Origin of the sequence: Corallococcus exercitus (genome assembly GCF_042231735.1) — a bacterium.
GTDB classification, from domain to species: domain Bacteria; phylum Myxococcota; class Myxococcia; order Myxococcales; family Myxococcaceae; genus Corallococcus; species Corallococcus exercitus_B.
Genome location: NZ_CP102577.1, coordinates 2,653,902 through 2,676,119, shown reverse-complemented (window position 1 = coordinate 2,676,119; position 22,218 = coordinate 2,653,902). Strand labels below are relative to the sequence as shown.

Below are 22,218 nucleotides of genomic sequence, written 5' to 3'. Positions count from 1 at the left end.
GGAGGGCGCGCCGCCCTCCTGGATCCTCTATCCTCCCGCAACCTCGACTCCCCGGGAATGGGCCGAATCCATGTATTTCGATGACATCGAGTACATCGAGCTGTGCGTCGCCGACGTCGCGAGTGCATCCGGCTTCTACTCGGGTCGCATGGGCTTCCGCCGCGTCGCGGAAGGGGGCCCGGAGACGGGGCTCGAGGGCCGGCGCTCCGTGTTGTTGCAGCAGGGCACGCTGCGGCTGCTGCTCACGCAGGGGCTGACCCCGGATGACGGGGCCTCCGTGTTCGTGGAGCGGCACGGCGACGGCGTGCGGGACATCGCGCTGCGCACGAAGGACGCGGTGGGCGCCTTCGGCCACGTCACCTGGCGCGGGGCCCGGCCCCTGCGCGAGCCGGTGAAGGGCGTGGACGGGGAGGGCAAGGGCCTGCTCCAGGCCACGGTGGCGACGGTGGGGGACCTGGTGCACTCGTTCCTCCAGTCCGACGCGGCGGTGGGCGCGTTCCTGCCGCCGGGCCTGGTGCCGTGCGAGGCCGTGGAGCCGCCGGCGCCGGCGCCGTTCTCCGGGTTGGACCACCTGGCCATCTGCCTGGAGCCGGGCACGCTGGACGCGACGGTGCGCTTCTACCAGCACGTCTTCGGCTTCCATCAGTCCCACGAGGAGATCGTCCACACGCACCAGAGCGGGATGAACTCCAAGGTGGTGCAGAGCCCGTCCACGCGCATCACCCTGCCGCTCCAGGAGCCGCTGTCCGAGGAGAACCCCGGGCAGATTGGCGAGTTCCTGCGCCGCAACGGCGGCCCGGGCGTGCAGCACATCGCGCTCCTCACGCCGGACATCGTGGAGGCGGTGCGCGAGCTGCGGCGGCACACGCGGTTCCTGGAGATTCCAGCCCCGTACTACGAGCGGCTGGAGGCGCGGCTGGGCGCGCTGGACTTCGACCTGGCGCCCCTGCGCGAGCTGGGCATCCTGGTGGACCGCGACGCGTGGGGCACGCTGCTGCAGACGTTCACGCGCTCGGAGCACCCGAAGCAGACGCTGTTCTTCGAGGTCATCCAGCGCCAGGAGGCCCGGGGCTTCGGCGGCGCCAACATCCGCGCCCTCTTCGAGGCGGTGGAGCGCGACTACGCCCGGGCGCAGGCGTGAGCCCCACCGCGCGCCCCCTCTGCCTGGACGAGTACGAACACCAGGCCCGCGCGCGGCTGCCCGCGGACGTCTTCGACTACGTGTTCGGCGGCAGCGACGACGAGTGCTCCCTGCGCGACAGCCGGCGGGCCTTCGACGCGTGGTGGCTGCGCCCCAGCGTGCTGGTGGACGTGGCCCGCTGCGACACCTCCGTGGAGCTGCTGGGCACGCGGCTGGCGCACCCGCTGGGCGTCGCGCCCATGGCGTACCAGGCCCTGGCGCATCCGGACGGAGAGGTGGCCACCGCGAGGGCGGCCGGGGCGCTGGGCGGGCTGATGGTGGTGAGCACCATGGCCAGCCGCACGCTGGAGGACGTGGCCGCCGCCGCGACGGGGCCGCTCTGGTTCCAGGTGTACTGCTTCCGCGAGCGCGCGGTGACGACGGCGCTCATCCGCCGCGCGGAGGCCGCGGGCTACAAGGCGCTGGTGCTCACGGTGGACACGCCCCGGCTGGGCCGCCGGATGCGGGACCTGCGCAGCGGCTTCGGGCTGCCCGCCCACGTGCGCGCGGCCAACTTCGACGCGGGCGTGACCGCCGCGCTAGCGGCCCGCGCCTCCGGTGAGTCCGGCATCGCGTCGCATGCGTCGCGGGACTTCGACCCCTCGCTCACGTGGGAGGCGGTGGAGTGGGTGCGCTCGGTGTCCAGGCTGCCGGTGCTCCTCAAGGGCGTGCTGACGGCGGAGGACACGGCGCGCGCGGTGGCGGCGGGCGTGGACGGCGTCATCGTGTCCAATCACGGCGGCCGGCAGCTGGACGGCGCCATCCCTCCCCTGGAGGCGCTGCCGGAGGTGGTGGCCACGGCGAAGGGCCGCTGCGAGGTGCTGATGGACGGCGGCATCCGGCGGGGCACGGACGTGCTCAAGGCCCTGGCGCTGGGCGCGAAGGCGGTGCTGGTGGGCCGCCCGGTGTACTGGGGGCTGGCGGCGGGCGGCGAGGAGGGCGTGGGCCACCTGCTGTCGCTGTTGCGCGAGGAGCTGCTGCTGGCCCTGGCGCTCGCGGGCCGGCCCTCGCTCCCGTCGCTGGACGCGTCGGTGCTGCGGCGCAGGACCTTCTGAGTCGGCTGGGGCGGTCCGCGCCCGGGCTTTTCGGCTAGGCTCCGACCCTGGAGGGGGTCTGAAGGCCGTGCCGATGCTCGTCTACAACCCAGGGCAGCCGGATGAGCTGTCCTACCCGCTGGGGGACGCGCCCATCACCATTGGCCGCGCGGACGACCAGGGCATCTGCATCCCCCACCGCAGCCTGTCCCGCCAGCACGCCCGCATCGAGCCGGCCGACGGGCGCTTCTTCGTCACCGACCTGCAGAGCAAGAACGGCACCTTCGTCAACGGCGTGCAGATCCGCCGCAAGGAGCTGCGCCCCGGCGACACGCTGACCCTGGGCGAGCTCGTGTTCCTGCTCACCCACGAACCCCCGCCTTCCACGGTCCCGGGGCAGGCCGGCGCGTTGTCCGGTGCGTCCGACGAGCCCCGTCCCCAGCTCACGCGCGCGCTCACGCGTGTGCCGCTGAAGACGCTGGTGCAGGCGGTGTCCGACCCGGAGCGGTCCGCGGCGGAGGCCGCCAGCGCGGCCACTCGCGCCCGGGAGCGGATGCGCATCCTCCAGGAGGTGGCGAAGCTGCTGTCCGTCACGGACGACCTGGAGGCGCTGCCCGGCAAGGTGCTGGACCTGGCGTTCCAGATCCTCCACGTGGACCGGGGCGTCATCCTGCTCGTGGACGAGGGCACCGGGAAGCTGGAGCCGCGCGTGACGAAGACGGCGGAGGGCACGGCCGTGCGCGGGCCCATCTACAGCCAGAACATCGTGGACTTCGTGCTGCGCCGGAGCGTGGCGGCCCTCTTCTCCGACGCGGTGAACGACCCGCGCCTGGGCGCCGCGGAGTCCGTCATCTTCAGCTCCATCCGCGCCTCCATGTGCGTGCCGCTCAAGCCCCGCGACGAGGTGCTGGGCGTGCTGTACGTGGACAACGTCTCCACGCCCAAGAGCTTCTCCGAGGACGACCTGGACTTCCTCGTCGCGTTCGCGGGACAGGCGGCGCTCGCGCTGGAGAACGCCCGGCTCTACCGCCGCATCGAGCAGGAGACGGTGCAGCGCATGCAGCTCATCATGGACGCGAAGCTGGCCTCGCTCGCGGCCATGGTGGGCGGCATGGCGCACGAGCTGCGCAACCCGCTCAACTTCATCAGCAACTTCGCCGGCCTGTCCGTGGGCCTCACGGAGGACCTGGCCAGTGTGATGGAGCCGCAGCGCGAACGCCTGACGCCGGAGTCCGTGCGCGACGTGGACGAGGCGCTCGCGTGCCTGCGCACCAACGTCCAGAAGATCAACGAGCACGGGCGCCGCGCGGACGCGCTCATCCAGGGCATGCTCCAGCACGCGCGCCGCTCACCCGGCCCACGTGAATCCGTGGAGCTGAACGCCCTGGTGGCGGAGAGCGTCGCGCTGGGGCAGGGCGGCATGCGCGGCGAGCCCCTGACGGTCCGCCTGGAGTCCGAGTACGACCCGGCCGTGGGCCAGCTGGAGCTCAGCCGCGCGGAGGTGGGCCGCGTCATCATCAACGTCGTGGACAACGCGCTCTACGCCATGCGTCAGAAGCGCCAGGCGCAGGGCGCCACGTACGTGCCGGTGCTCAAGGTTCGCACCCTCGCGCGTCAGGAGCAGGTGGAGGTCCGGCTGCGCGACAACGGGCCGGGCATCCCCGTGGAGAGTGCGGCGAGAATCTTCGACCCCTTCTTCACCACGAAGCCGCCGGGGCAGGGGACGGGGCTGGGGCTGTCACTCAGCCATGACATCATCGTGCAGGGCCACCAGGGCACCTTCCGCATGGAGACGGTGCCGGGTGAGTTCACGGAGTTCGTCATCACCCTGCCCAGGCGGGGGGGACGGTCATCAATGGAGCGAGGCTCGGGAGCACGATGAAGAACCTCATGGACCCGCAGCTGCTGGAGGCCTTCGAGGGCCGGTACGAGCTCCTGTCCGAGCTGGGCGAGGGCGGCTTCGGCCGCGTCTACAAGGCCCGCCAGGTGACCACCGGCCAGAACGTGGCCGTGAAGCTGTTGCGGCTGACGGACGGCGCGACGCCGGAGTCCGTGGAGCGCCGCAGCGCGCGCTTCGAGCGCGAGATGAAGCTGTGCGCGCAGATGCACCACCCGAACATCGTGCGGCTCATCGATTCAGGCCGGGCGCAGGGCGGCGCCGTCTACTCCATCTTCGAGTTCGTGCCGGGGAAGAACCTGGCGCAGGTGCTCGCGGAGGAGGGCGTGCTGGACCCCGTGGAGACGCGCCACCTGATGCTCCAGCTCCTGGACGCGCTGGCGTGCGCGCACGCGCAGAACGTGGTGCACCGCGACCTGAAGCCCGCGAACATCATGGTCGTGCCCACCGGCGCCCGGCGCAACGCGCTGGTGCTGGACTTCGGCATCGGGTCGGTGACGGACGAGCTGACGCGCGCTGAAGCCCAGCCGCGCATCACGTCCACCAATGAGTCGCTGGGCACGCCGTCGTACGCGGCGCCGGAGCAGCTTCGCGGGCAGGCGCCCACGCCGCGCTCGGACCTGTACGCGTGGGGGCTGGTGTTCCTGGAGTGCCTCACCGGCCGGCGCGTCTTCGAGGGCGCCACCGTCGCGGAGGTCATCTTCCAGCAGCTCTCCACGGAGCCGGTGCCCATCCCCCCGGCCATCGCCGCGCACCCGCTGGGCAAGCTGCTCCAGCGCGTCACCGCGAAGGACCCGTCCCAGCGCACCGTGTCCGCGGAGGTGCTGCTGCGCCAGCTGGAGGCGGTGGACGTGTCCAACCTGCCGCGCCGGCCCTCGCCCGTGCGCATCCAGCCCGCGGCCCCCAACGCGGAGACGGCGACGGTGGAGCTGTCCAGCCGCACGCCCAACGCGCTGTCCACGCGCGCGCGCCGCTGGGCGGAAGGGGAGCGGCGCCAGCTCACGGTGGTGTGCTGCACGCTGTCCGCCACGCAGACGACGCCGGGGCCGGTGGACATCGAGGAGCTGGACCACGTGCTGGGCGCCCAGCAGGAGGTCTGCATCGAGATTGCCCGGCGCTACAACGGCCACATCGCCAGCGCGCTGGGCGACATCGTGCTCTTCTACTTCGGCTATCCGGCGGCGCGGGAGGACGACGCGCGCCGCGCGGCACAGGCAGCGCTGGACATGGTGGCGGAGGTCCGGCGGCGCGGCCGTGCGATTGAAGCCGAGCGCGGCACGCGGGTGGAGATCCGCGTGGGCCTGCACACGGGCCTGGTGGTGTCTCGCGAGCAGCGGGACCCCACGCTCTCCGGCCTGGGCTTCGTGGTGGGCACCACGCCGAAGCTGGCCTTCCGGCTGTCCACCTCCGCGCCTTCGGGCGCCATCCTCGTCACGGGCGACACGCAGCAACTGGTGCGCAAGCACTTCCCGCTGGAGAGCGTGCCCGCGTCCCCGAACGAGCTCCTGCCCCCGGGCCTGGAGACGTTCGTGCTCCAGGGCGCGGACGCGACGTGGAGCGGCGCCGACGACGCGCTGACCCTGGTGGGCCGCGCGCGGGAGCTGGACCTGGTGCTGTCGCGCTGGGAGCAGGTGCGCGCGGGGCAGGGGCAGGCGGTGCTGATTTCAGGCGAGCCGGGCATCGGCAAGTCGCGCCTCACGCGCGAGCTGGGAGACCGGCTGGGCGCGGAGCCCCACACGTGGCTGGAGGCCCGCTGCACGCAGGACGGCTCGGGCCAGGCGTACATGCCCGTGGTGGACCTGCTCACGCGGATGCTGGACCCGAACCGCGACCTGCCTCCCGAAGGCCGGCTGACGGGCCTGGAGGCGCTGCTGTCCGGCTACAGCTTCGACCTGCCGGAGACGCTGCCGCTGTTCGCGTCGCTGCTGTCCCTGCCGCTGCCTCCGGAGCGGTGGGCGCCGCTGGACGTGTCGCCCCTGAAGCACCGGGAGCTCACGCGCAACGCGCTGCTGTCGCTGCTCGCCGCGATGGCGGAGCGCCAGCCCGTGGTGCTGGCGATGGAGGACCTGCACTGGGCGGACCCCTCCACGCTGGAGCTGCTCAAGGCGCTGGTGGAGGAGGTGTCCTCGTCGCGGCTGCTCGCGGTGTTCAGCGCGCGGCCGGAGTTCGAGCCGCCCTGGGCCTCGTCGTCGGTGACGCAGGTGCAGCTGGGCGCCCTGGCTCGCGCGGAGGTGGAGCGGCTGGCCACCGCCGCCGCGGGAGGTCCGCTGTCCGCGGAGGCGCTGGAGGAGATTGTCACGCGCACGGACGGCATCCCGCTGTTCGTGGAGGAGCTGGTGCGCACGCTGCGCGAGTCCGGCGCGCTGGTGGAGCGCGAGGGCCGCTTCGCGCTGGAGGCGGGCAAGGCGGGCCCCGCGGTGCCGGGCACGCTGCGCGACCTGCTCGTCGCGCGCCTGGACCGGCTGGGCCGAGGCAAGGAGACGGCGCAGATCGCCTCCGTGCTGGGGCGCGAGCTGACGCATGAGCTGCTGCGCCACGTCAGCCCCCTGACGCCGGAAGCGCTGGAGGCGGACCTGGAGCGGCTGGTGGGCTCCGGGCTGCTGCACCGCAAGCGCCGGCCGAAGGGGCCCATGTACCTCTTCAAGCACGCGCTGGTGCGGGACGCGGCCTACGACTCCATGCTCAAGCGGTACCGGCAGCAGGTGCACGCGAAGACGGCGGAGGCGCTGGAGGCGCACTTCCCGGAGCAGGTGGAGTCCCGGCCGGACCTGCTCGCGCACCACTGGGCCGCCGCGAACCTGAAGCGCAAGGCCATCGTCTACGCGCAGAAGGCCGCGTTCGCCGCGCTGGTGCGCTCCGCCTACCTGGAGGCCATCCTCTTCGCCCGGCTGGGCCTGTCGTGGCTGGACGCCATCGACGACCCGGTGGAGCGCGCGCAGCTGGAGCTGAGCCTCAACGGCGTGCTCGCGCCGGCGCTGATGTCCACGCAGGGCTGGCGCTCGCAGGACCTGCGCGACGTGGCGGAGCGCTCGCTGGAGCTGCTCTTCACGGTGGGTGAGAGCCCCTACGCGGCCCCGACGCTGTGGGTCCTCTCCATCTTCTACCACCTGGGAGGTGACCAGCGCCGGGTGCGCGGGCTGCTCGACAGGCTGGTGGCGCTGGCGCAGCGCACCGGGGACGCGGGGCAGGAGGCGGTGGCGCTCACCATCCTCTCCAACATCGAGCTCCTGGAGGGCCGGCTGGGCGAGGCGAAGGCGAAGGCGGACCGCTGCCTGGCGCTGTTCGACCCGGAGGCGCACCGGATCCACCGCATCCTCTACGGCCAGGACACGCGCGTGGGCGGCGAGTCCGTGCTGTGCCGGGGGCTGTGGCTGCTGGGCTTCCCGGACCAGGCGAAGGCGCACGGCGAGGCCGCGGTAGCGTGGGGCCGCGAGCTGAACCACGGCACCAGCATCGGCCTGTCCTTCATCTACCTGCTGCTGATGGCGCAGGAGCACGGCGACCGCGCGGAGGCGCTCCAGCTCATCTCCCAGCACGCGGAGCTGTCCCACCGCTACGGCCTGCTGGAGCAGTCCGCGTACGTGGGCATCCTGCGCGGGTGGGCCGCGAAGGACCTGGAGGCGATGCGCCGGAGCGTGGCGATGCGCGAGGCGTTCGGCACGGAGATGGACCAGCCGGCCTACTACGCCATGCTCGCGGAGCTGGAGCTGGAGCTGGGCCATGGGGAGGCGGCGCTCGCCACCGTGGAGCACGGCCGGCAGCGCGCCCAGGTCCTGGGCGAGGCGTACCACGAGTCCAAGCTGCTGCGCGTCAAGGGGCAGGTGCTACTGCAACGGGACGGAAATACCGCCCCCGCCGCGGAGGCCTGCTTCCGGCAGGCGGCGGACGTCGCACACGCCCAGGGGGCGCGGATGCGTGAGCTGCAGGCCGTCACGGCGCTGGCGCGGGTGCTCCAGGCCTCGGGACGTCAGGAAGAAGCCCGGCAACGGCTGCAAACGGTCTACAGTACCTTCTCCGAAGGATGGGGAACGCCGCCCGTCTCGGAGGCCCGCGCGTTGTTGGATGCGCTGGGAGGGAGAACGCTGACATGAGCAAGAAGAAGCCGGAGTCGAAGGCCGCGCCCGCGCCCGCACGGGCCCGCCCGGTGGCGCGCAAGCCCACGCGGAGCGCCGGGGGCCAGGCCGCCACGGTGAATGACTGGCAGGCCGTGTGGATGCGCGCCGTCGCGCTGGCGTGGAAGGAGCCCGAGTTCGAGGCGGCGCTGCAGAAGGACCCGCGCCAGGCCCTCAAGAAGCGCTTCGACTTCGACCTGCCGGCCAGCATCCAGCTGAAGGTCGTCCCCTCCACCGCGAAGGACGCGGCGGCGGACAGCACCTGGAAGGTGAACAGCGCGGAGGTGGAGCTGCACCTGCCGAAGAAGCCGGCCGACGTGGCCGACCACGCCGTGGCCCTCTCCAGCCTCACCGACACCTACGGCCGTTCGCACTGCTGCGGCAGCCCCTGCTGCTGAAGCCGCCGCGCGGCTTCAAGCCGGGCTCAGGGGGCTGATTCCGGAGGATCGCCCCCCGACACCGCGAAGGCGCCCACGGAGGCCTCGCCGAAGCCGTCCACGCCCGCCACGCGCTGGAAGAAGTCCGGGTCGCTCCGGCCCAGCGCGTAGGGCCGCAGCCCCAGCGCGGTGGACACCAGGTAGAGCGTCTGCACCAGCGCTCCGGTGTCCTGCAGCACCAGCGAGTACGCCAGCGTCTCGTACTTCCACGCGAGCCGGGGCACGCGCGCGGCCACCACCATCAGCACCTCGGGCCGCTCGTAGGGCTCCACCGGCGCGCGGGCCTCGTCCAGCAGCGCGTGGAACTCCGGCGTGGGGCCGCTCAGCTTCTCCAGCCGGTGGCCCAGCGGGTCGTAGTGGTACGCGCCCGGGGCCAGCCCCTGGCACTCGCCCACCATCGGGTACAGCTCCAGTGCGTACACCGCGCCCGCGCCGGGGTAGGGCCGGTCGGTGATGTCCCCGTCCTGCGTGGTGCGCACGTCGCGCACGCGCGCGGCGCGGTAGAGCAGCTCGCCCAGCTGCTGCACGGTGAGCGGGGCCGCGCCCCGGCCGCGCAGGCTGCGGCGGGCCTCCAGCACCTCCGTGAAGGTGCGGTCGCCACCGGCGCGCAGCGCCTCCAGGTCCGGCCGGTAGAGGTCCACCGCCTCCTGGATGACCGACGGCTTGAGGGCGGGCGGGTTGGGCAGCTCGCCCCGGAAGCGGTAGGTGGCGCCCGCGCGCGTCTGGTGGCCCCAGCCCCGCGAGCGCAGGTGGAAGAGCAGGTCGTGCGGCTCCCACTGCTTCAGCGCCGTCTGCGTCTCCTCCGACGCCGGCACGTCCAGCCCGTTGGGGACCAGGATGCCCGTCTCCGCCAACAGGCGCACCAGCTCGCGCAGCGTGAAGGACTCGATGCCGGTGTTGAACTGGTTGAGCCGCGCCAGCAGCGTGGGGCGGGCCATGTCGAAGAGCAGCGACACCACGCGCCGGTCGTGCAGCGCCGCGGTGGCGTGCACCGTGGGGCAGTCCAGCACCGCGCGGCCCTCCGCCATGCGCGTGTGCGCGAAGCGCGACAGCTGCAGCGGCTGCGTCGCGTCGAACGTGGCGCGGTGGCGCAGGAAGGACGCGGAGGCCGGCGTGAGCGTCAGCAGCAGGTTGCCCCGCTCCTCCACCGTCCACGACAGCAGGCCGCCGTCGCCCGCCAGGTCCAGCCAGTACCACGCGAGCGTCGTGTCCGAGCCCGCGGCGGCCGGCACCTCCACCTCGTGGATGCCTCCGTCCGCGAGCGACTCGAACACGGCGCGCACACCGGGGGCCATCGGGCCCAACCGCAGCGAGCGGCCAGGGCCCTCCACGCGCGCGTCCTCCGCGTCGGGGCAACGCAGCGCCACACCTTCGGCGAGCGACAATCTCATTCGTGCGGCCTCACGGCTCCACACCGTAGAACTGAGTCGGGTTTTCCCAGAGAACCTTTCGTAGACGACTTTCGGTCATCACGTCACGCAAGGACAGCAGCGACCCCAGCACATCCTCGCCGTGGTCCAGGTGGGGGAAGTCGGTTCCGAAAACCAGGCGGTCCTCCGGGAGGTGTCGCACCACGTCAGACAGGTACGGCTCATCCGGCTCCAGGGAAACGAAGCAGTGCCGGCGCAGGTAGGAGGAAGGGAGCTGTCGGATGGTGGCGGAGACCTCTGCACCCACAGCGCGATATTCCTCGTCCAGCCGCCACGCCCAGTACGGCAACCAGCCGCAGCCGGCCTCCATCGCGCCAAGGCGCAGGCCCGGGTGCCGCTCCAGCACGCCCCCCTGGAGGAGCGCCAGCAGTCCCATCATCAGCTCCATGGGGTGGGCGCAGACGTGGTTGGCGAAGCGGGTGTCGAAGCGGTCCGCGCCCGCGGACGGCACGTAGACGTGCCCGCTGCCGTGCAGCACCACCGCGAGTGAGAGCTTTTCGCACTCCGCCCAGAAGGGCGCGTAGGCGGCGTCCGACAGGAGCCGGCCGCCGATGGGGTTGGGGCGCACCATGACGGCGCGCCAGCCGAAGCCCGCGACGCGGCGGACTTCCGCCACCATGGCCTCCGGCTCGTGGCGGCTGATGAGCCCCACGCCCCGCAGACGCTCCGGCTGGTGCGCGCAGAAGCCATGCAGCCAGGTGTTGTAGACGGACGCGAACGCGGTGGCCACCTGGGGCTTCAGGGGGGAGAAGCCCTCCAGCAGCAGCGCGTAGGTGGGGAAGAGGGCCGCCATGTCCACGCCGTCGCGGTCCATCTGGGCCAGGTACACGTCCGGCCGCTGCAAGAGCTCGTTGCGGCCCAGCTGCGCGTAGGCGCGGGCGGAGAACTCCACCCAGGCCCTCTCCGGCATGTGGTTCCACAGCGGCTTGCCGTCCACCTCCGGCAGGGGCTGCACGGGCAGCAGGCCCTGGGGGCCCAGCCGCTCCAGGCGCTGTTCCAGGGTTTCGTCCGGCAGGCGTCCCGGCCGGGGCGCGTGGCGGCGCAGGCCGGGCTCCAGCTGCTCCGCCCAGAGGCTCAGCGGCTCCAGGACGTGCCGGTCCGCGTCGAAGATGTGAAGGCCGTCGCGCATGCGTCAGGGTCCCCAGCTCGCGAGCTCGTCGCGCACGTCCTTGAGCAGCGCTTCCAGCAGGCCGGTGCGGCGGGCCTGGGCGCGCAGGGCCTGCTCCTCCGCGTCCTCCAGCGTGCCCGCGCGTCCGCCCCGGGCCTCCACCGCGCGGTCGCACAGCTCGCGCAGGAACTCGTGGTGCTGCGGCTGGAGCGCCTGGAAGCCCTCGCCCCAGCGGGCGACGAAGTCCACCAGCACGTCGCGCGAGGCCTCCGGCACGTCGCGGCGGTCAGGCAGGTCGCGGCTCAGGCGCACGAAGAGGTCCGGGAACACGTCGCGCATCGCGGTGGCGAAGGTGGCCGGGACGTAGACGGGCTGCGTGTCCGGGACGAGGTCGCCCTGGCGCTCGGCGGCCAGCACCGCGTCGAAGTCCGTGAAGAGGCGCTCGTGCCGGCGGCGCTCGTTCTGGTTGCGCGCGAGGAAGAACACCGCGCGCGGCAGCATGGCCGGGGCGGTGCGGCGCACCTCCGCCAGCGTGTCCCCCAGGGCCCCGCGCTCCGCCGGCGTCAGGGCCCAGGCGGCGGTGGCCTCGCGCAGGAAGCGGTCGGTGACGGCCTCCGGCCACCCGGGCTCCTTCACCTGGGGCGGGCGCTGGATGCCGGCGATGAAGCCCCGGATGCGCTCGCAGGCGGCGTCCCAGGTGGACAGCCGCTCCACCAGGTCGCGGAAGCCCTCGAGCAGCTGGGGCCGCGTCATGCCCAGGGGCATCACGTTGAGCACGATGGCGCCCCGGTCCCGGGAGTTCGCCTTCCTCGGCGTGGCGAGCCGTCCTTCCGCGCGCAGCCGCGTCCAGAGCTTCGTGCCTCGCGGGGCCTGGAGGGGCGCCACCACCACCCAGGGCAGGTGCGTGCGCTGGATGTTCGCGTGCAGCGAGTCGAAGACCGCGGGCGTGTCGTGGTCGAACCCGACGATGAAGCTGCCCCGGGGGCCGATGCCGTGCGCCTGGATGCGCAAGAGGTCGCCCACGAGGTCCGCGCGCACGTTCTGGTGCTTCTGCGCTTCCTTGAGCGCGCCCGCGTCGAAGGACTCGATGCCCAGGACGACGGTGTAGAAGTTCGCGTCCGCCATGCCCTCCAGCAGCCCGGGGTCGCGGCTCAGGTTCATCGTCACCTGGGTGAAGAAGCGCAGCGGGCGGGGCAGGGCGCGGTTCAAGGGCACCAACCCCGCGAGCACCTCCTTCGCGTAGGCCGCGTCTCCAATGAACTCGTCGTCCGCGAAGAAGACACCTTCCGCCCCCAGTGCCGCGTGGGCGCGCACCTCGTCCAGCACGCGCTCCACCGGCTTGTGCCGCTGCTTGCGGCCGTACAGGTAGATAACGTCGCAGAAGGAGCAGTCGAACGGACAGCCGCGCGTGGTCTGCACGGAGCCCCACGCATAGCGCGGGAGGTCCGCCGCGACCGCGTCCCAGCGCGGCAGGGGGCTCTCGCTCAGCGACGGCTTGTCCAGCTGCCGGTACTCAGGGGCGTACTCGCCGCCGAGCCAGTCCGCGAGGAAGCGCGGCCAGGTGCGCTCGGCTTCATTGACGAAGACGGCGTCGAAGAAGCCGCGGTAGTCCTCCGGCGCGGCGGAGACGGCGGGGCCGCCCGCGACCACCGTGGCGCCCCGGTCGCGGAAGAGGCCGCCCAGGAAGCGCGCCTGGTAGGTGAGGGCGGAGTACATCACCGACACGCCGACGAGCTCGTAGTCCCCCAGCTCCGTGTCCGCGCGCAGCTGCCCGTGCAGCTCCTCGTCCCAGATGTCCACGCTGAAGGTGTCCGGCGTGAGCGCCGCGAGCGTCGCGCAGGCCAGCGGCGTCATCGTCGCGCGCTTCACCAGCCCGCGCTCCGGGTCGAAGTCCTCCGTCTCCCGGTCCACGTGGCGCCGGTCGGGTCCGCACTGGACCAGGAGGATGCGCGGCTTGGGGGGAAGGACGGACGCCATCGCTCAGAAGTAGAAGGGCACGGGGTTGAGCTGCGCTTCGGTCCTCGGGGCCTTCAGCCACCCCATCCGCACCGGGACGTCATACAGCCGGCCGGGGCCCAGCCGGGGCCAGAAGTGCCGCAGCCCCGGGACGATGACCTTCACGGCGGATACGCCCACGTCCGGCCGTGATTGCTCCACCACCAGCGTCTCCATCCCCACGCTCGCGGCCCGGGCCACGCACTCGCGCACGTCGTCCCGCAGGTCGTCATGCCACACGCGCGGGAAGTCGGCGCGGACGCGAGCGGGGACGGAGTCGTCCGGGAAGAGCCAGCGGACGTCGTCGTGCGCGCTGGCGTCCCAGGGAGACGGGGACGTGTCCTCCGGGTCGTAGCACTGGGCCACCTCCGTGAGCGCGCGCTGCACGGCGAGCTTCGCGTCGAAGTGGCAGCCGCACCCAGCCCATGCCCGCCCGCGCTCGGGGGACCACGCGAGCGCGACGAACACCGGGATGCCCAGGTCGTGCGTGAGGTCCAACACCGACAGCTGGACGCCGAGCGACTGGTAGTGCGCCTCCACGGACGCGAACCACGGCTCCTCGAAGGAGCGCAGGTCCAGGCGCGGACGGCGCAGGCGGTTGTACCACCAGAGCGCCACCGCATCGCGCTCCACCAGCTCCAGGAAGCCCTGGAGGATGGCCTCCTCCACGCAGTTGCCCGCCGCGTTGCCGTTGGAGTTGAAGAAGCAGAACGGCCCGCCGCCGGGGGAGGGCGTGGGCGTGAAGAGGTACGCGAACGACGTGGGCACGTACTTGTGGACCCCGTGCGTGAGCGACCACGCGGGGCTCCAGTCCATGGGTTGATCCGCGTAGGGCAGGGGCACCGCGGTGCGCATGTCGCGGCGGGCCGAGCCTCCGGGCTCGGCGGACCGGGCCTGGAACTGCGCGGCGCTGAAGTGCTGGAGCGCGTCCGGGGGCACGGCCTTCGCGCCCAACTGGGACGCCGTGGCGTGGACGCGGGGCTCGTCGCCCTGGAACACCGCGCTGTAGCGCTCCAGCGCTTCGCACAGCGCCCCCGCGCGGGACTGGGCCTCCGTGCGGCCCTTGCCGCTGGCCACGCGGTGGAAGTCGTCGGAGGCCGGCGCGTCCGTCCACGGGCACACGCGGAAGACGGCGGAGTGGATGTGGCCCAGCGGCGCGTCTCCCGGCACCGCGCGCAGGTCGCTCACCACGCCCGTCACCGGGCTGATGAGGTGGCGGTGGCGCTCCCAGGTCTCCTCGGGCGTGAGGATGCGGTGGCCGCCGTCGCCGGTGAAGCGCTTGGGGCGCGAGGCCAGCTCCAGCGGCGCCTTCGCGCGTGCCTCCATCCAGTGGGGGTCGCCGCAATCCGGGCACTGCGACCGCCGCGCCACCGCGTGCGACTCCAGCTTCCAGGTGGCGAAGTCCAGCGTCCACAGCCGCGCCTGTCCCGCGCCGCCAGGCCCGTCCACCACCCAGCGGGCCACGAGCGTCGCGGCGAAGGACAGCCCCGCCTGCGCGGTGGTGGGCAGGCCGGTGCGCGGCGGACGCGTGGCTCGCGGGGAGGTGCCCTTGCGCGCGAGGTACTTCTCGATGGGGCGGTTGTCCAACAGCCGCGCCGTGAGGCACGTCCAGCAGGCGCGCTCGCCGGTGCCCACCACCGGGCCCGCATGGCACGCGGTGCCGGACACCTTCAGCGGGAGGAACGCGGCGCCCGCGCTCCGGGCTTCACGGGCCAGCGCGAGCGCTTCCCGCGACAGGTAGTCGTCCACCAGCAGCACGTGGCGGTCGGAGTCGTCGCGCACGTCCAGGCCGGTGTCGCGCAGCGCCTCCGCCAGCCGCTCTCCGTCCTCGCCGTCCACGGCGCGCACCGCGACGGACATGTCCAGCAGCCGCCCCGCCGCGACCGCCGCGTCCACGCCCAGCGACTCCCAGAAGCCGGCGACGCTGGCGTCGAAGACGTCATGCGCTTCCTCCACGTGCCCGCGCTCCTCCAGCAGCGACAGCGCGTAGAGCACCTCCGGCGCGGAGGCCCGTCCCGCCAGCGCGGCGATGACGTCCGCCACGGTGCGCTGGCCATCCAGCAGGGGCACGATGCTCGCGTGCAGCTCGCCCTCCAGCAGGAACTGGGCGCGCTCCCCGACGAGGAACACGCGCCGCGCGTCGAGCACCTCGGCGCGCAGGTGGGGCTTGATGCGGAGGACTCGGTCCATGGGCAGGCGGGCGAGCCTAACCGGGGCCCGCGCCCGTGCCTATGACGGGGCCCGCCTACCGGGAGCCTGGACTCCGCGTGGTAGAACGCCGCGCATGGCCCGCATCCCCCTGGCGCAGAGCGCGCGTGTGTCCCCGGAGTCCGTGCATCCTCCCCTCCGGCGCCGCGCCGCCACCGGCACCGTGGAGGTGACCCTGCTCTTGCGCCACGGCTCGCCGCTGCCCACGGTGGCGCAGCTGTGCGCGCAGCCCCCGCGCCGCCCGCTCACCCACGACGAGTTCGAGGCGAAGTACGGCACGGATCCCAAGCACCTGAAGACCGTCCGCGCCTTCGCGAAGCAGCACGCGCTGCGCGTCGTGTCCGAGCACCGCGCCCGGGGCTACGTGGTCCTCCAGGGCTCCACCGCGGCGATGCGCAAGGCCTTCGGCGTGGACCTGCGGCGCTACCACCACGGGCCCACGTCCTACCTGACCCACACGAAGCCGGTGGCCCTGCCGCGCGCGCTGCGGGGCGTGGCGGAGTGGGTGCTCGGGCTGGACACCCGGCCGCTCGTCACCCACAACTCCGCGGCGCTGCCCGTGCCCCGGGAGCTGGCGAAGCAGGCCGGGGTGCGCTCGTACACGGCGCCCCAGGTGGCGAACCTCTACCGCTACCCCCGCAACCAGGGCGAGGGCCAGTGCGTGGGCATCATCGAGCTCGCGGGCGGCTACAAGCCGGCGGACCTGGCCCAATACCTGAAGTCGGTGGGCGTGGAGCGCACGGCGCCGGTGGTGAACGTGGGGCCGAACAAGGCGGGGCGTCTCAACACCGCCTCCAACGCGGAGGTCACCATGGACGTGGAGCTGGTGGCCTCCGTGTGTCCGGGGGCGCGCGTCGTCGTCTACAACGCGGCCTCGAAGGACTACTCGCTGCGCGACTACCACCGCGTCCTGGCGGAGGCCATCAGCGATCGGGAGAACCTGCCGTCGGTGCTGACCACCAGCTGGTCCTTCTACGAAGGGTCGCTCATCCAGCAGGGCGAGGAGGTGGCCTTCGAGCGCCTCTTCATCGAGGCGGCGCTGCTGGGCATCACCGTGTGCGCCGCGTCCGGCGACCTGGGCTCGCAGGTGCCCGTGAACGGCCACTCGCCCACCGGGGCCATCACCCTGGCCGCGACGAGCTACCCCGCCGCCAGCGCGCTGGTGCTGGGCTGCGGCGGCACGACGCTGGAGGCGCTGGGGGACGTCCTCCACCACGAGCGCGTGTGGAACCGGCTGGGGGAGGCGATGTCCATGGGCGCGCTGGGCAGCACCTCCACGGCGGCGGGCGCGAGCAGCGGCGGCGTCAGCACCATGAACGCGCTGCCGCTGTACCAGCGCGGCATGGGCGTGCCGGACCTCGTGAAGTCTTCGTGGAAGAACGGCGTCTTCGACGTCTCCCGCGGCACCGGCCGGGGCGTGCCGGACGTCGCGGCGAACGCGGACCTGCACACCGGCTATCAAATCGTCTTCAAGGGCCAGCAGGGCGTCGCCGCGGGCACGAGCGCCGCCGCGCCCATGTGGGCCGCGCTCATCGTCCGCCTCAACGAGGCGCTGGGGGAGCGCGTGGGCTTCCTCCACCCCCGGCTGTATGCGCTCGTCAGCGAGGGCGCGCCCGTCGTCCGCCGCATCACCCAGGGCGGCAACGGCGCTTACTTCGCCAGTCAGGAGACGCTCTGGAACGCGTGCACCGGCCTGGGCACTCCGGATGGAGAAGCGCTGCTCGCGGGCCTGCGCAAGCTCCAGCGCCGCAAGCACTGAAGCCCGCGCACCGCGCCGCTCAGATGGCGTCCTCGGTGATGCCCAGCTTCTGGCGGACGGCCTGGAACTGCGCGTCCATCCGGGCCCGGTGCTCCGGCTTGAGCGCCGGCTTGCCCCGGCCCACGCCGCCCTTGTTGATGAAGCCCGTCCCCGGCTCCCTCGGCTCGTACACCACCGTGCGCGGGTCGAACCGGGCATCGTGCTGCTTCATGTATTCGAAGCTCGTCTTCTCCAGGATGAGCGGCAGGTCCTCGTCCGCCACGGGCACGCCCAGGAACGCGCCAATGCGGCGCAGACACGCCTCGCGGTCCGCGACGAGGTCCGCATAGCGCACGTGCAGCACGTTCGCGTCCGCGCGGTGCGGCCACCACGAGGCCAGGTGCGCGCCCCATTCGTCCTTGCGCAGCACCTTCTGGACGAACTTGTCGAAGTCCAGGCGCAGGCCGGTCATCACGCAGTTGTGCGTGTAGCGGGAGACCAGCGCGTCCGGGGCGGCGCGCGTCACGTAGATGATGCGGGAGTCCGGTGGCGGCCGGAGGAACCCGTACTTCAGGTGCGTCTTCAGGATGCGCGGACTCTGAAGGCCATCCAGCACCTGCTCGGCCCGGGGGGAGAGGATCAGCTCCTCCAGGAAGGGCGCCACCTGGAGGATGTGGTCGTACTCGCCCCGGCCCCGGGTGAGGAGCTGGTAGACGATCTGCTGCATCCACGTCGTCCCGGACTTGGGGAAGGTGGAGATGTAGATGTCTCCCGGCCGGGGCTTCAGCCACACATGGCGCAGCCGCAGCCAGCGGACCGCGTCGAACACCACGCGGTGCACGGTGCGCAGCAGCTCAAGGAAACCCACCACGACGTTGAGGACCACCCTCAGCACAGGGCGGGAATCAGTGGAATCCGAGGACATGGCGGCTTCATAGCAAACGCGCGCCGCGTCATGGGGCCCGGGCAGGCGCTCGAGGTGCTGTGTGGTTCCAGGCGCCGCGAGCGGGCCTCGGGTTCGGTAAAGAACGGCGGCCCGGTCCTCCCGCGAATCCCATTTCCGGTGCTCCCGACACCGGACTATCGGACATCCCGAAGTCCGTTGTCCCCGCGCGTCCGCCCTCGGTGCACGGCGGCACCCGCACTGGAGACCTCATGAACGACGAGTCGAAGTGCCCCGTCGCGCACGGCCCCCGCCGCGCTCGCACGAACACGCAGTGGTGGCCGGACCAGCTCAACCTCGCGATGCTGCACCAGCACTCCGCGCTGTCGGATCCGATGGTCGAGGACTTCGACTACGCGACGGAGTTCCAGTCGCTCGACCTCGACGCGGTGATCAAGGACCTGCATGCGTTGATGACCGACTCGCAGGACTGGTGGCCCGCGGACTACGGCCACTACGGCCCGTTCTTCATCCGCATGGCGTGGCACGCGGCGGGCACCTACCGCATCTTCGACGGCCGCGGCGGGGCGCGCTCGGGCGAGCAGCGCTTCGCGCCGCTCAACAGCTGGCCGGACAACGGCAACCTGGACAAGGCGCGCCGCCTGCTGTGGCCCATCAAGCAGAAGTACGGCCGCAAGCTGTCGTGGGCGGACCTGATGATCCTCACGGGCAACGTGGCGCTGGAGTCCTTGGGGCTCAAGACCTTCGGCTTCGGCGGCGGTCGCGAGGACATCTGGGAGCCGCAGTCCATCGACTGGGGCCCGGAGTCCACCTGGCTGGGCGACGAGCGCTACAGCGGCGAGCGCGAGCTCGCGCACCCGCTGGCCGCCGTGCAGATGGGCCTCATCTACGTCAACCCCGAAGGCCCGAACGGCCGGCCCGACCCCGTCGGCTCCGCGCGGGACATCCGCGACACGTTCGGGCGCATGGCGATGAACGACGAGGAGACCGTCGCGCTCGTGGCCGGCGGCCACACCTTCGGCAAGTGCCATGGCGCGGGCCCGGTGCACCACGTCGGCGCGGAGCCGGAGGGCGCGAACATCGAGGAGCTGGGCCTGGGCTGGAGGAACGCCTACGAGACCGGCATCGGCGCGCACGCCACCACCAGCGGCCTGGAGGGCGCGTGGACGCCCACGCCGACGAAGTGGGACATGACCTACTTCGAGACGCTGTTCGGCTACGAGTGGGAGCTGACCCGGAGCCCGGCCGGAGCGCACCAGTGGAAGCCCGTGGGCAGCAGCGGCGCCGGCACCGTGCCGGACGCGCACGTGCCCGGCAAGCGCCACGCGCCGATGATGACCACCGCGGACCTCGCGCTGCGCTTCGACCCCGTCTACGAGCGCATCTGTCGCGACTACATGGCCAACCCCGCGAAGTTCGCGGACGCCTTCGCGCGCGCCTGGTTCAAGCTCACCCATCGCGACATGGGCCCCAAGGTGCGCTACCTGGGCCCGCTGGTGCCGAAGGAGGACCTGCTCTGGCAGGACCCCATCCCGGCCGTGGACCATGCGCTGGTCGACGCCGCGGACATCGCCGCGCTCAAGGCCGACCTGCTCGGCTCCGGCCTCTCGATTCAGCAGCTCATCAAGACGGCCTGGGCCTCGGCGTCGACGTTCCGCGGCAGCGACATGCGCGGCGGCGCGAACGGCGCTCGCATCCGCCTGACGCCCCAGAAGGACTGGGAGGCCAACGAGCCCGCGGAGCTCGCGAAGGTGCTCGGCAAGCTCGAAGCCCTCCAGCAGCAGTTCAACGCCGCGCAGCGCGGTGGCAAGCGGGTGTCGCTGGCGGACCTCATCGTGCTGGGCGGCAGCGCGGCCGTCGAAGCCGCCGCGCGCGCCGCCGGCCACACGGTCACCGTGCCCTTCACTCCGGGCCGCATGGACGCGGCGCAGGAGCAGACGGACGTCGAGTCGTTCCTGGTCCTGGAGCCGGCTGCGGACGGCTTCCGCAACTACGTCCGCGCGGGGGCCGAGGCGACGACCGCCGCCGCGCTCATCGACCGCGCCAGCCTGCTCACGCTCACCGCGCCGGAGATGACGGCGCTCGTGGGAGGCCTGCGCGCGCTGGACGCCAATCACGGCCACACGCCGCACGGCGTGTTCACGAAGCGCCCGGGCCAGCTGACCCCGGACTTCTTCGTCAACCTGCTCGACATGCGCACGGCGTGGAAGCGCTCGGAGGCGGCGCCGAACGTGTTCGAGGGCCGCGACCGCGCGACGGGGCAGCTGCGCTGGACGGCGACCCTCAACGACCTCATCTTCGGCTCCAGCTCGCAGCTGCGCGCCCTGGCGGAGGTCTACGCGGCCCGCGACGGCGAAGCGCACTTCGTGCAGGACTTCGTCGCCGCCTGGACCAAGGTGATGAACCTGGACCGCTTCGACCTGCCGGGCAGGAAGACCCTCTGAGCGAAGGGCGCGAGCGCGAGGCGCCGGCAGCGACCCTGCCGGCGTCTTTGCACTGTCGGGCGTCACGTCCCGGGTAGCTGGAAGCCCGCGAGCAGGGCCGCGCTCACTCCAGGATGCGCTCCTGGGTGAGGAAGGGGCGCTCCGCGGGGATGTTCCGGCCGCGGCAGACCTCGATGAACTTGTTCGACTCGATCATCTGGGGCGCGGTCTCGTCGTACTGGAGCACCATGACGTGGCGCAGCCAGGGCTCCTGGCCCATGGCGTAGACGAACACCTCGCGCGGGTTCAGGTGGTTGAGGATCTCCGTGGCGCGGGCGCTGTCGGAGCCGTTGAGCCGCCGCGACTGGTCCATCTTGCGCGGCAGGGGCTGGCTGAGCAGCGGGCCGTACATCCAGCTCATCGGGCCGCCCTCGCACTCCATGCCCAGGTAGAGCGCGTCCAGCGGGCCCACCAGCTGCGCCAGGTGCTGGTACATGCGCGGCTCCAGCGCGTTGGAGTCCGCGGCCATCAGCATGGAGCGGCCGGCCAGCCGCACCAGGTGCGCCGTCTTCGCCTGCACCGCCAGGTCGCTGTGCTCGCCGATGAAGGGAATGCCCATCAGCGACCCACCGGGGATGGGAATCTCCTGCAGGTCGTCGATTTCCACGACGTTGCGGAAGCCCGTCTTCTCCAGCACCAGGCGCAGCGAGGGATCCGCCAGCGAGTACGCGTTCGCGCGGGGCACGACGATGGTGCCGATGCGGTGACGCAGCTGAAGCAGCGTCTCCATCATCAGGTGGTCCGCGTGGCCGTGGGTGATGAGGACGTAGTCGATCTTCTCCGGCAGGTCCGCGTGGGTGAAGCGCTTCTGGTCCGTGGGGAACTCGTAGCTGATGACGGGGTCGGTGAGGACGGACACCTCGCGCGTCTCCATCAGCACGCACGCGTGGCCGAAGTAGCGCACGCGCACGCCGGGGCCGGTGTAGGGCTCGGGCTTGCGAGGGGCGGCTTCCGTGAAGAGGTCCGCGAAGGCCTCCGCCGCGGAGGACGGCACGCCCAGCATCTCCGCCACCTGGCCGGGGCTGCCCGGCGTGTGGCGCATGCGGAAGAGGGCGTCGATGCCCTCATGCCGGAAGGGCACCTGGAGCCACAGGGGCGAGTCGCCCTCCAGGCGCGGGGTGCTGAAGACGTACTTGCGAGCGTCGCCGGAGACGCGCATCAGCGAGATGCTCTGGGACGACTCCTTGTAGAGGCTGCTGCGGTAGAGCAGGGGCTCCATGATGCGGGCGTTGGCGCGGTGGGCCAGGTCGTAGGTGAGCTCCACGTAGCCCCGGAGCATGTCCGGCACCTTGGCGTAGAGCGGCTCCAGCGACTCGCCCTTGGAGCTGGCCAGGAGCTGCTCCAGGTCCGAAATGGCCTTGGTGTAGGCCAGCATGTCCGCGTGCTCGCGGGTGGTGCGCTCCAGCAGGGCCTTCACGTCCCCCACGCGCGACACGGGGTGGTTGATGAAGGGGCCGCCCATCAGCGCCGGGTTCTGGAGCGCGGCCACGTGCACGTCCGGGTTCGCGACGAACGACTGCATCAGCTTCAGGTGCAGGCGGGACACGAACAGCGGCGCGGTGGCGGGGGAGATGAGGTACCACCAGACGTACCACTGGTTGAACAGCGGCTCGATGGCGACATCGGGCTTCAGGTACATCGGGCGGTCGAGCATGGTGGGGGCCCTCGCGGGGTAGGGGAGCAGGCGCCCGG

The 22,218-nt window shown here is 72.3% G+C and carries 13 protein-coding genes; 7 read left to right on the top strand and 6 right to left on the bottom strand.

From position 1 onward, the window contains the following. Nucleotides 1–70: 70 nt before the first annotated feature. From hppD to NR792_RS09970, 5 genes are all read left to right on the top strand, one after another. Entirely contained in the window at nt 71–1,141 is a 1,071-nt protein-coding gene (hppD, locus tag NR792_RS09990; protein WP_375759830.1) for a 4-hydroxyphenylpyruvate dioxygenase, read from the top strand. Further along, nucleotides 1,138–2,235: an alpha-hydroxy acid oxidase gene (locus NR792_RS09985; RefSeq protein WP_375759829.1), complete on the top strand. Its 1,098-nt coding sequence runs from the start codon at nt 1,138–1,140 to the stop codon at nt 2,233–2,235. The genes hppD and NR792_RS09985 overlap by 4 nt, the downstream gene beginning before the upstream one ends. A 73-nt stretch (nt 2,236–2,308) precedes the next feature. After that, nucleotides 2,309–4,096 (top strand): ATP-binding protein, encoded by a 1,788-nt coding sequence (locus NR792_RS09980; protein WP_375759828.1) that lies wholly within the window; start codon nt 2,309–2,311, stop codon nt 4,094–4,096. Beyond that, on the top strand, nt 4,093–8,202 hold the full coding sequence (locus NR792_RS09975; protein WP_375759827.1) for a TOMM system kinase/cyclase fusion protein: 4,110 nt from the start codon (nt 4,093–4,095) through the stop codon (nt 8,200–8,202). Before NR792_RS09980 ends, NR792_RS09975 begins: the two co-directional genes overlap by 4 nt. Continuing rightward, nucleotides 8,199–8,621, top strand: coding sequence for a BMA_0021/BMA_0022 family TOMM bacteriocin (locus tag NR792_RS09970; protein ID WP_375759826.1), 423 nt, complete (start codon nt 8,199–8,201; stop codon nt 8,619–8,621). The genes NR792_RS09975 and NR792_RS09970 overlap by 4 nt, the downstream gene beginning before the upstream one ends. Nucleotides 8,622–8,647: 26 nt before the next feature. Here the strand turns inward: NR792_RS09970 and NR792_RS09965 are convergent, their stop codons facing one another. The 4 genes from NR792_RS09965 to NR792_RS09950 are packed head-to-tail and all read right to left on the bottom strand — an operon-like array spanning nt 8,648 to nt 15,383. After that, a complete protein-coding gene (locus NR792_RS09965) occupies nt 8,648–10,051 on the bottom strand; it encodes a SagB family peptide dehydrogenase (RefSeq protein WP_375759825.1) in 1,404 nt (467 codons plus the stop codon). A 10-nt stretch (nt 10,052–10,061) separates the two neighbouring features. Beyond that, on the bottom strand, nt 10,062–11,219 hold the full coding sequence (locus NR792_RS09960; RefSeq protein ID WP_375759824.1) for an amidohydrolase family protein: 1,158 nt from the start codon (nt 11,217–11,219) through the stop codon (nt 10,062–10,064). Between the two features lie 3 nt (nt 11,220–11,222). After that, nucleotides 11,223–13,175, bottom strand: a complete 1,953-nt coding sequence (locus tag NR792_RS09955) for a radical SAM protein (protein ID WP_375759823.1) — start codon at nt 13,173–13,175, stop codon at nt 11,223–11,225. Nucleotides 13,176–13,178: 3 nt separating this feature from the next. Beyond that, nucleotides 13,179–15,383, bottom strand: coding sequence for a TOMM precursor leader peptide-binding protein (locus NR792_RS09950; protein WP_375759822.1), 2,205 nt, complete (start codon nt 15,381–15,383; stop codon nt 13,179–13,181). Between the two features lie 94 nt (nt 15,384–15,477). Here NR792_RS09950 and NR792_RS09945 point away from each other — a divergent pair, with 94 nt between their 5' ends. Continuing rightward, nucleotides 15,478–17,160: a protease pro-enzyme activation domain-containing protein gene (locus NR792_RS09945; RefSeq protein WP_375759821.1), complete on the top strand. Its 1,683-nt coding sequence runs from the start codon at nt 15,478–15,480 to the stop codon at nt 17,158–17,160. Between the two features lie 19 nt (nt 17,161–17,179). Here NR792_RS09945 and NR792_RS09940 read toward each other — a convergent pair whose 3' ends face one another. Next, on the bottom strand, nt 17,180–18,010 hold the full coding sequence (locus NR792_RS09940; protein ID WP_375759820.1) for a sulfotransferase domain-containing protein: 831 nt from the start codon (nt 18,008–18,010) through the stop codon (nt 17,180–17,182). Between the two features lie 284 nt (nt 18,011–18,294). Here NR792_RS09940 and katG point away from each other — a divergent pair, with 284 nt between their 5' ends. Then, nucleotides 18,295–20,487, top strand: a complete 2,193-nt coding sequence (katG, locus tag NR792_RS09935) for a catalase/peroxidase HPI (RefSeq protein ID WP_375759819.1) — start codon at nt 18,295–18,297, stop codon at nt 20,485–20,487. Between the two features lie 103 nt (nt 20,488–20,590). Here katG and NR792_RS09930 read toward each other — a convergent pair whose 3' ends face one another. Next, nucleotides 20,591–22,180 (bottom strand): MBL fold metallo-hydrolase, encoded by a 1,590-nt coding sequence (locus NR792_RS09930; protein ID WP_375759818.1) that lies wholly within the window; start codon nt 22,178–22,180, stop codon nt 20,591–20,593. Nucleotides 22,181–22,218 lie beyond the last annotated feature (38 nt).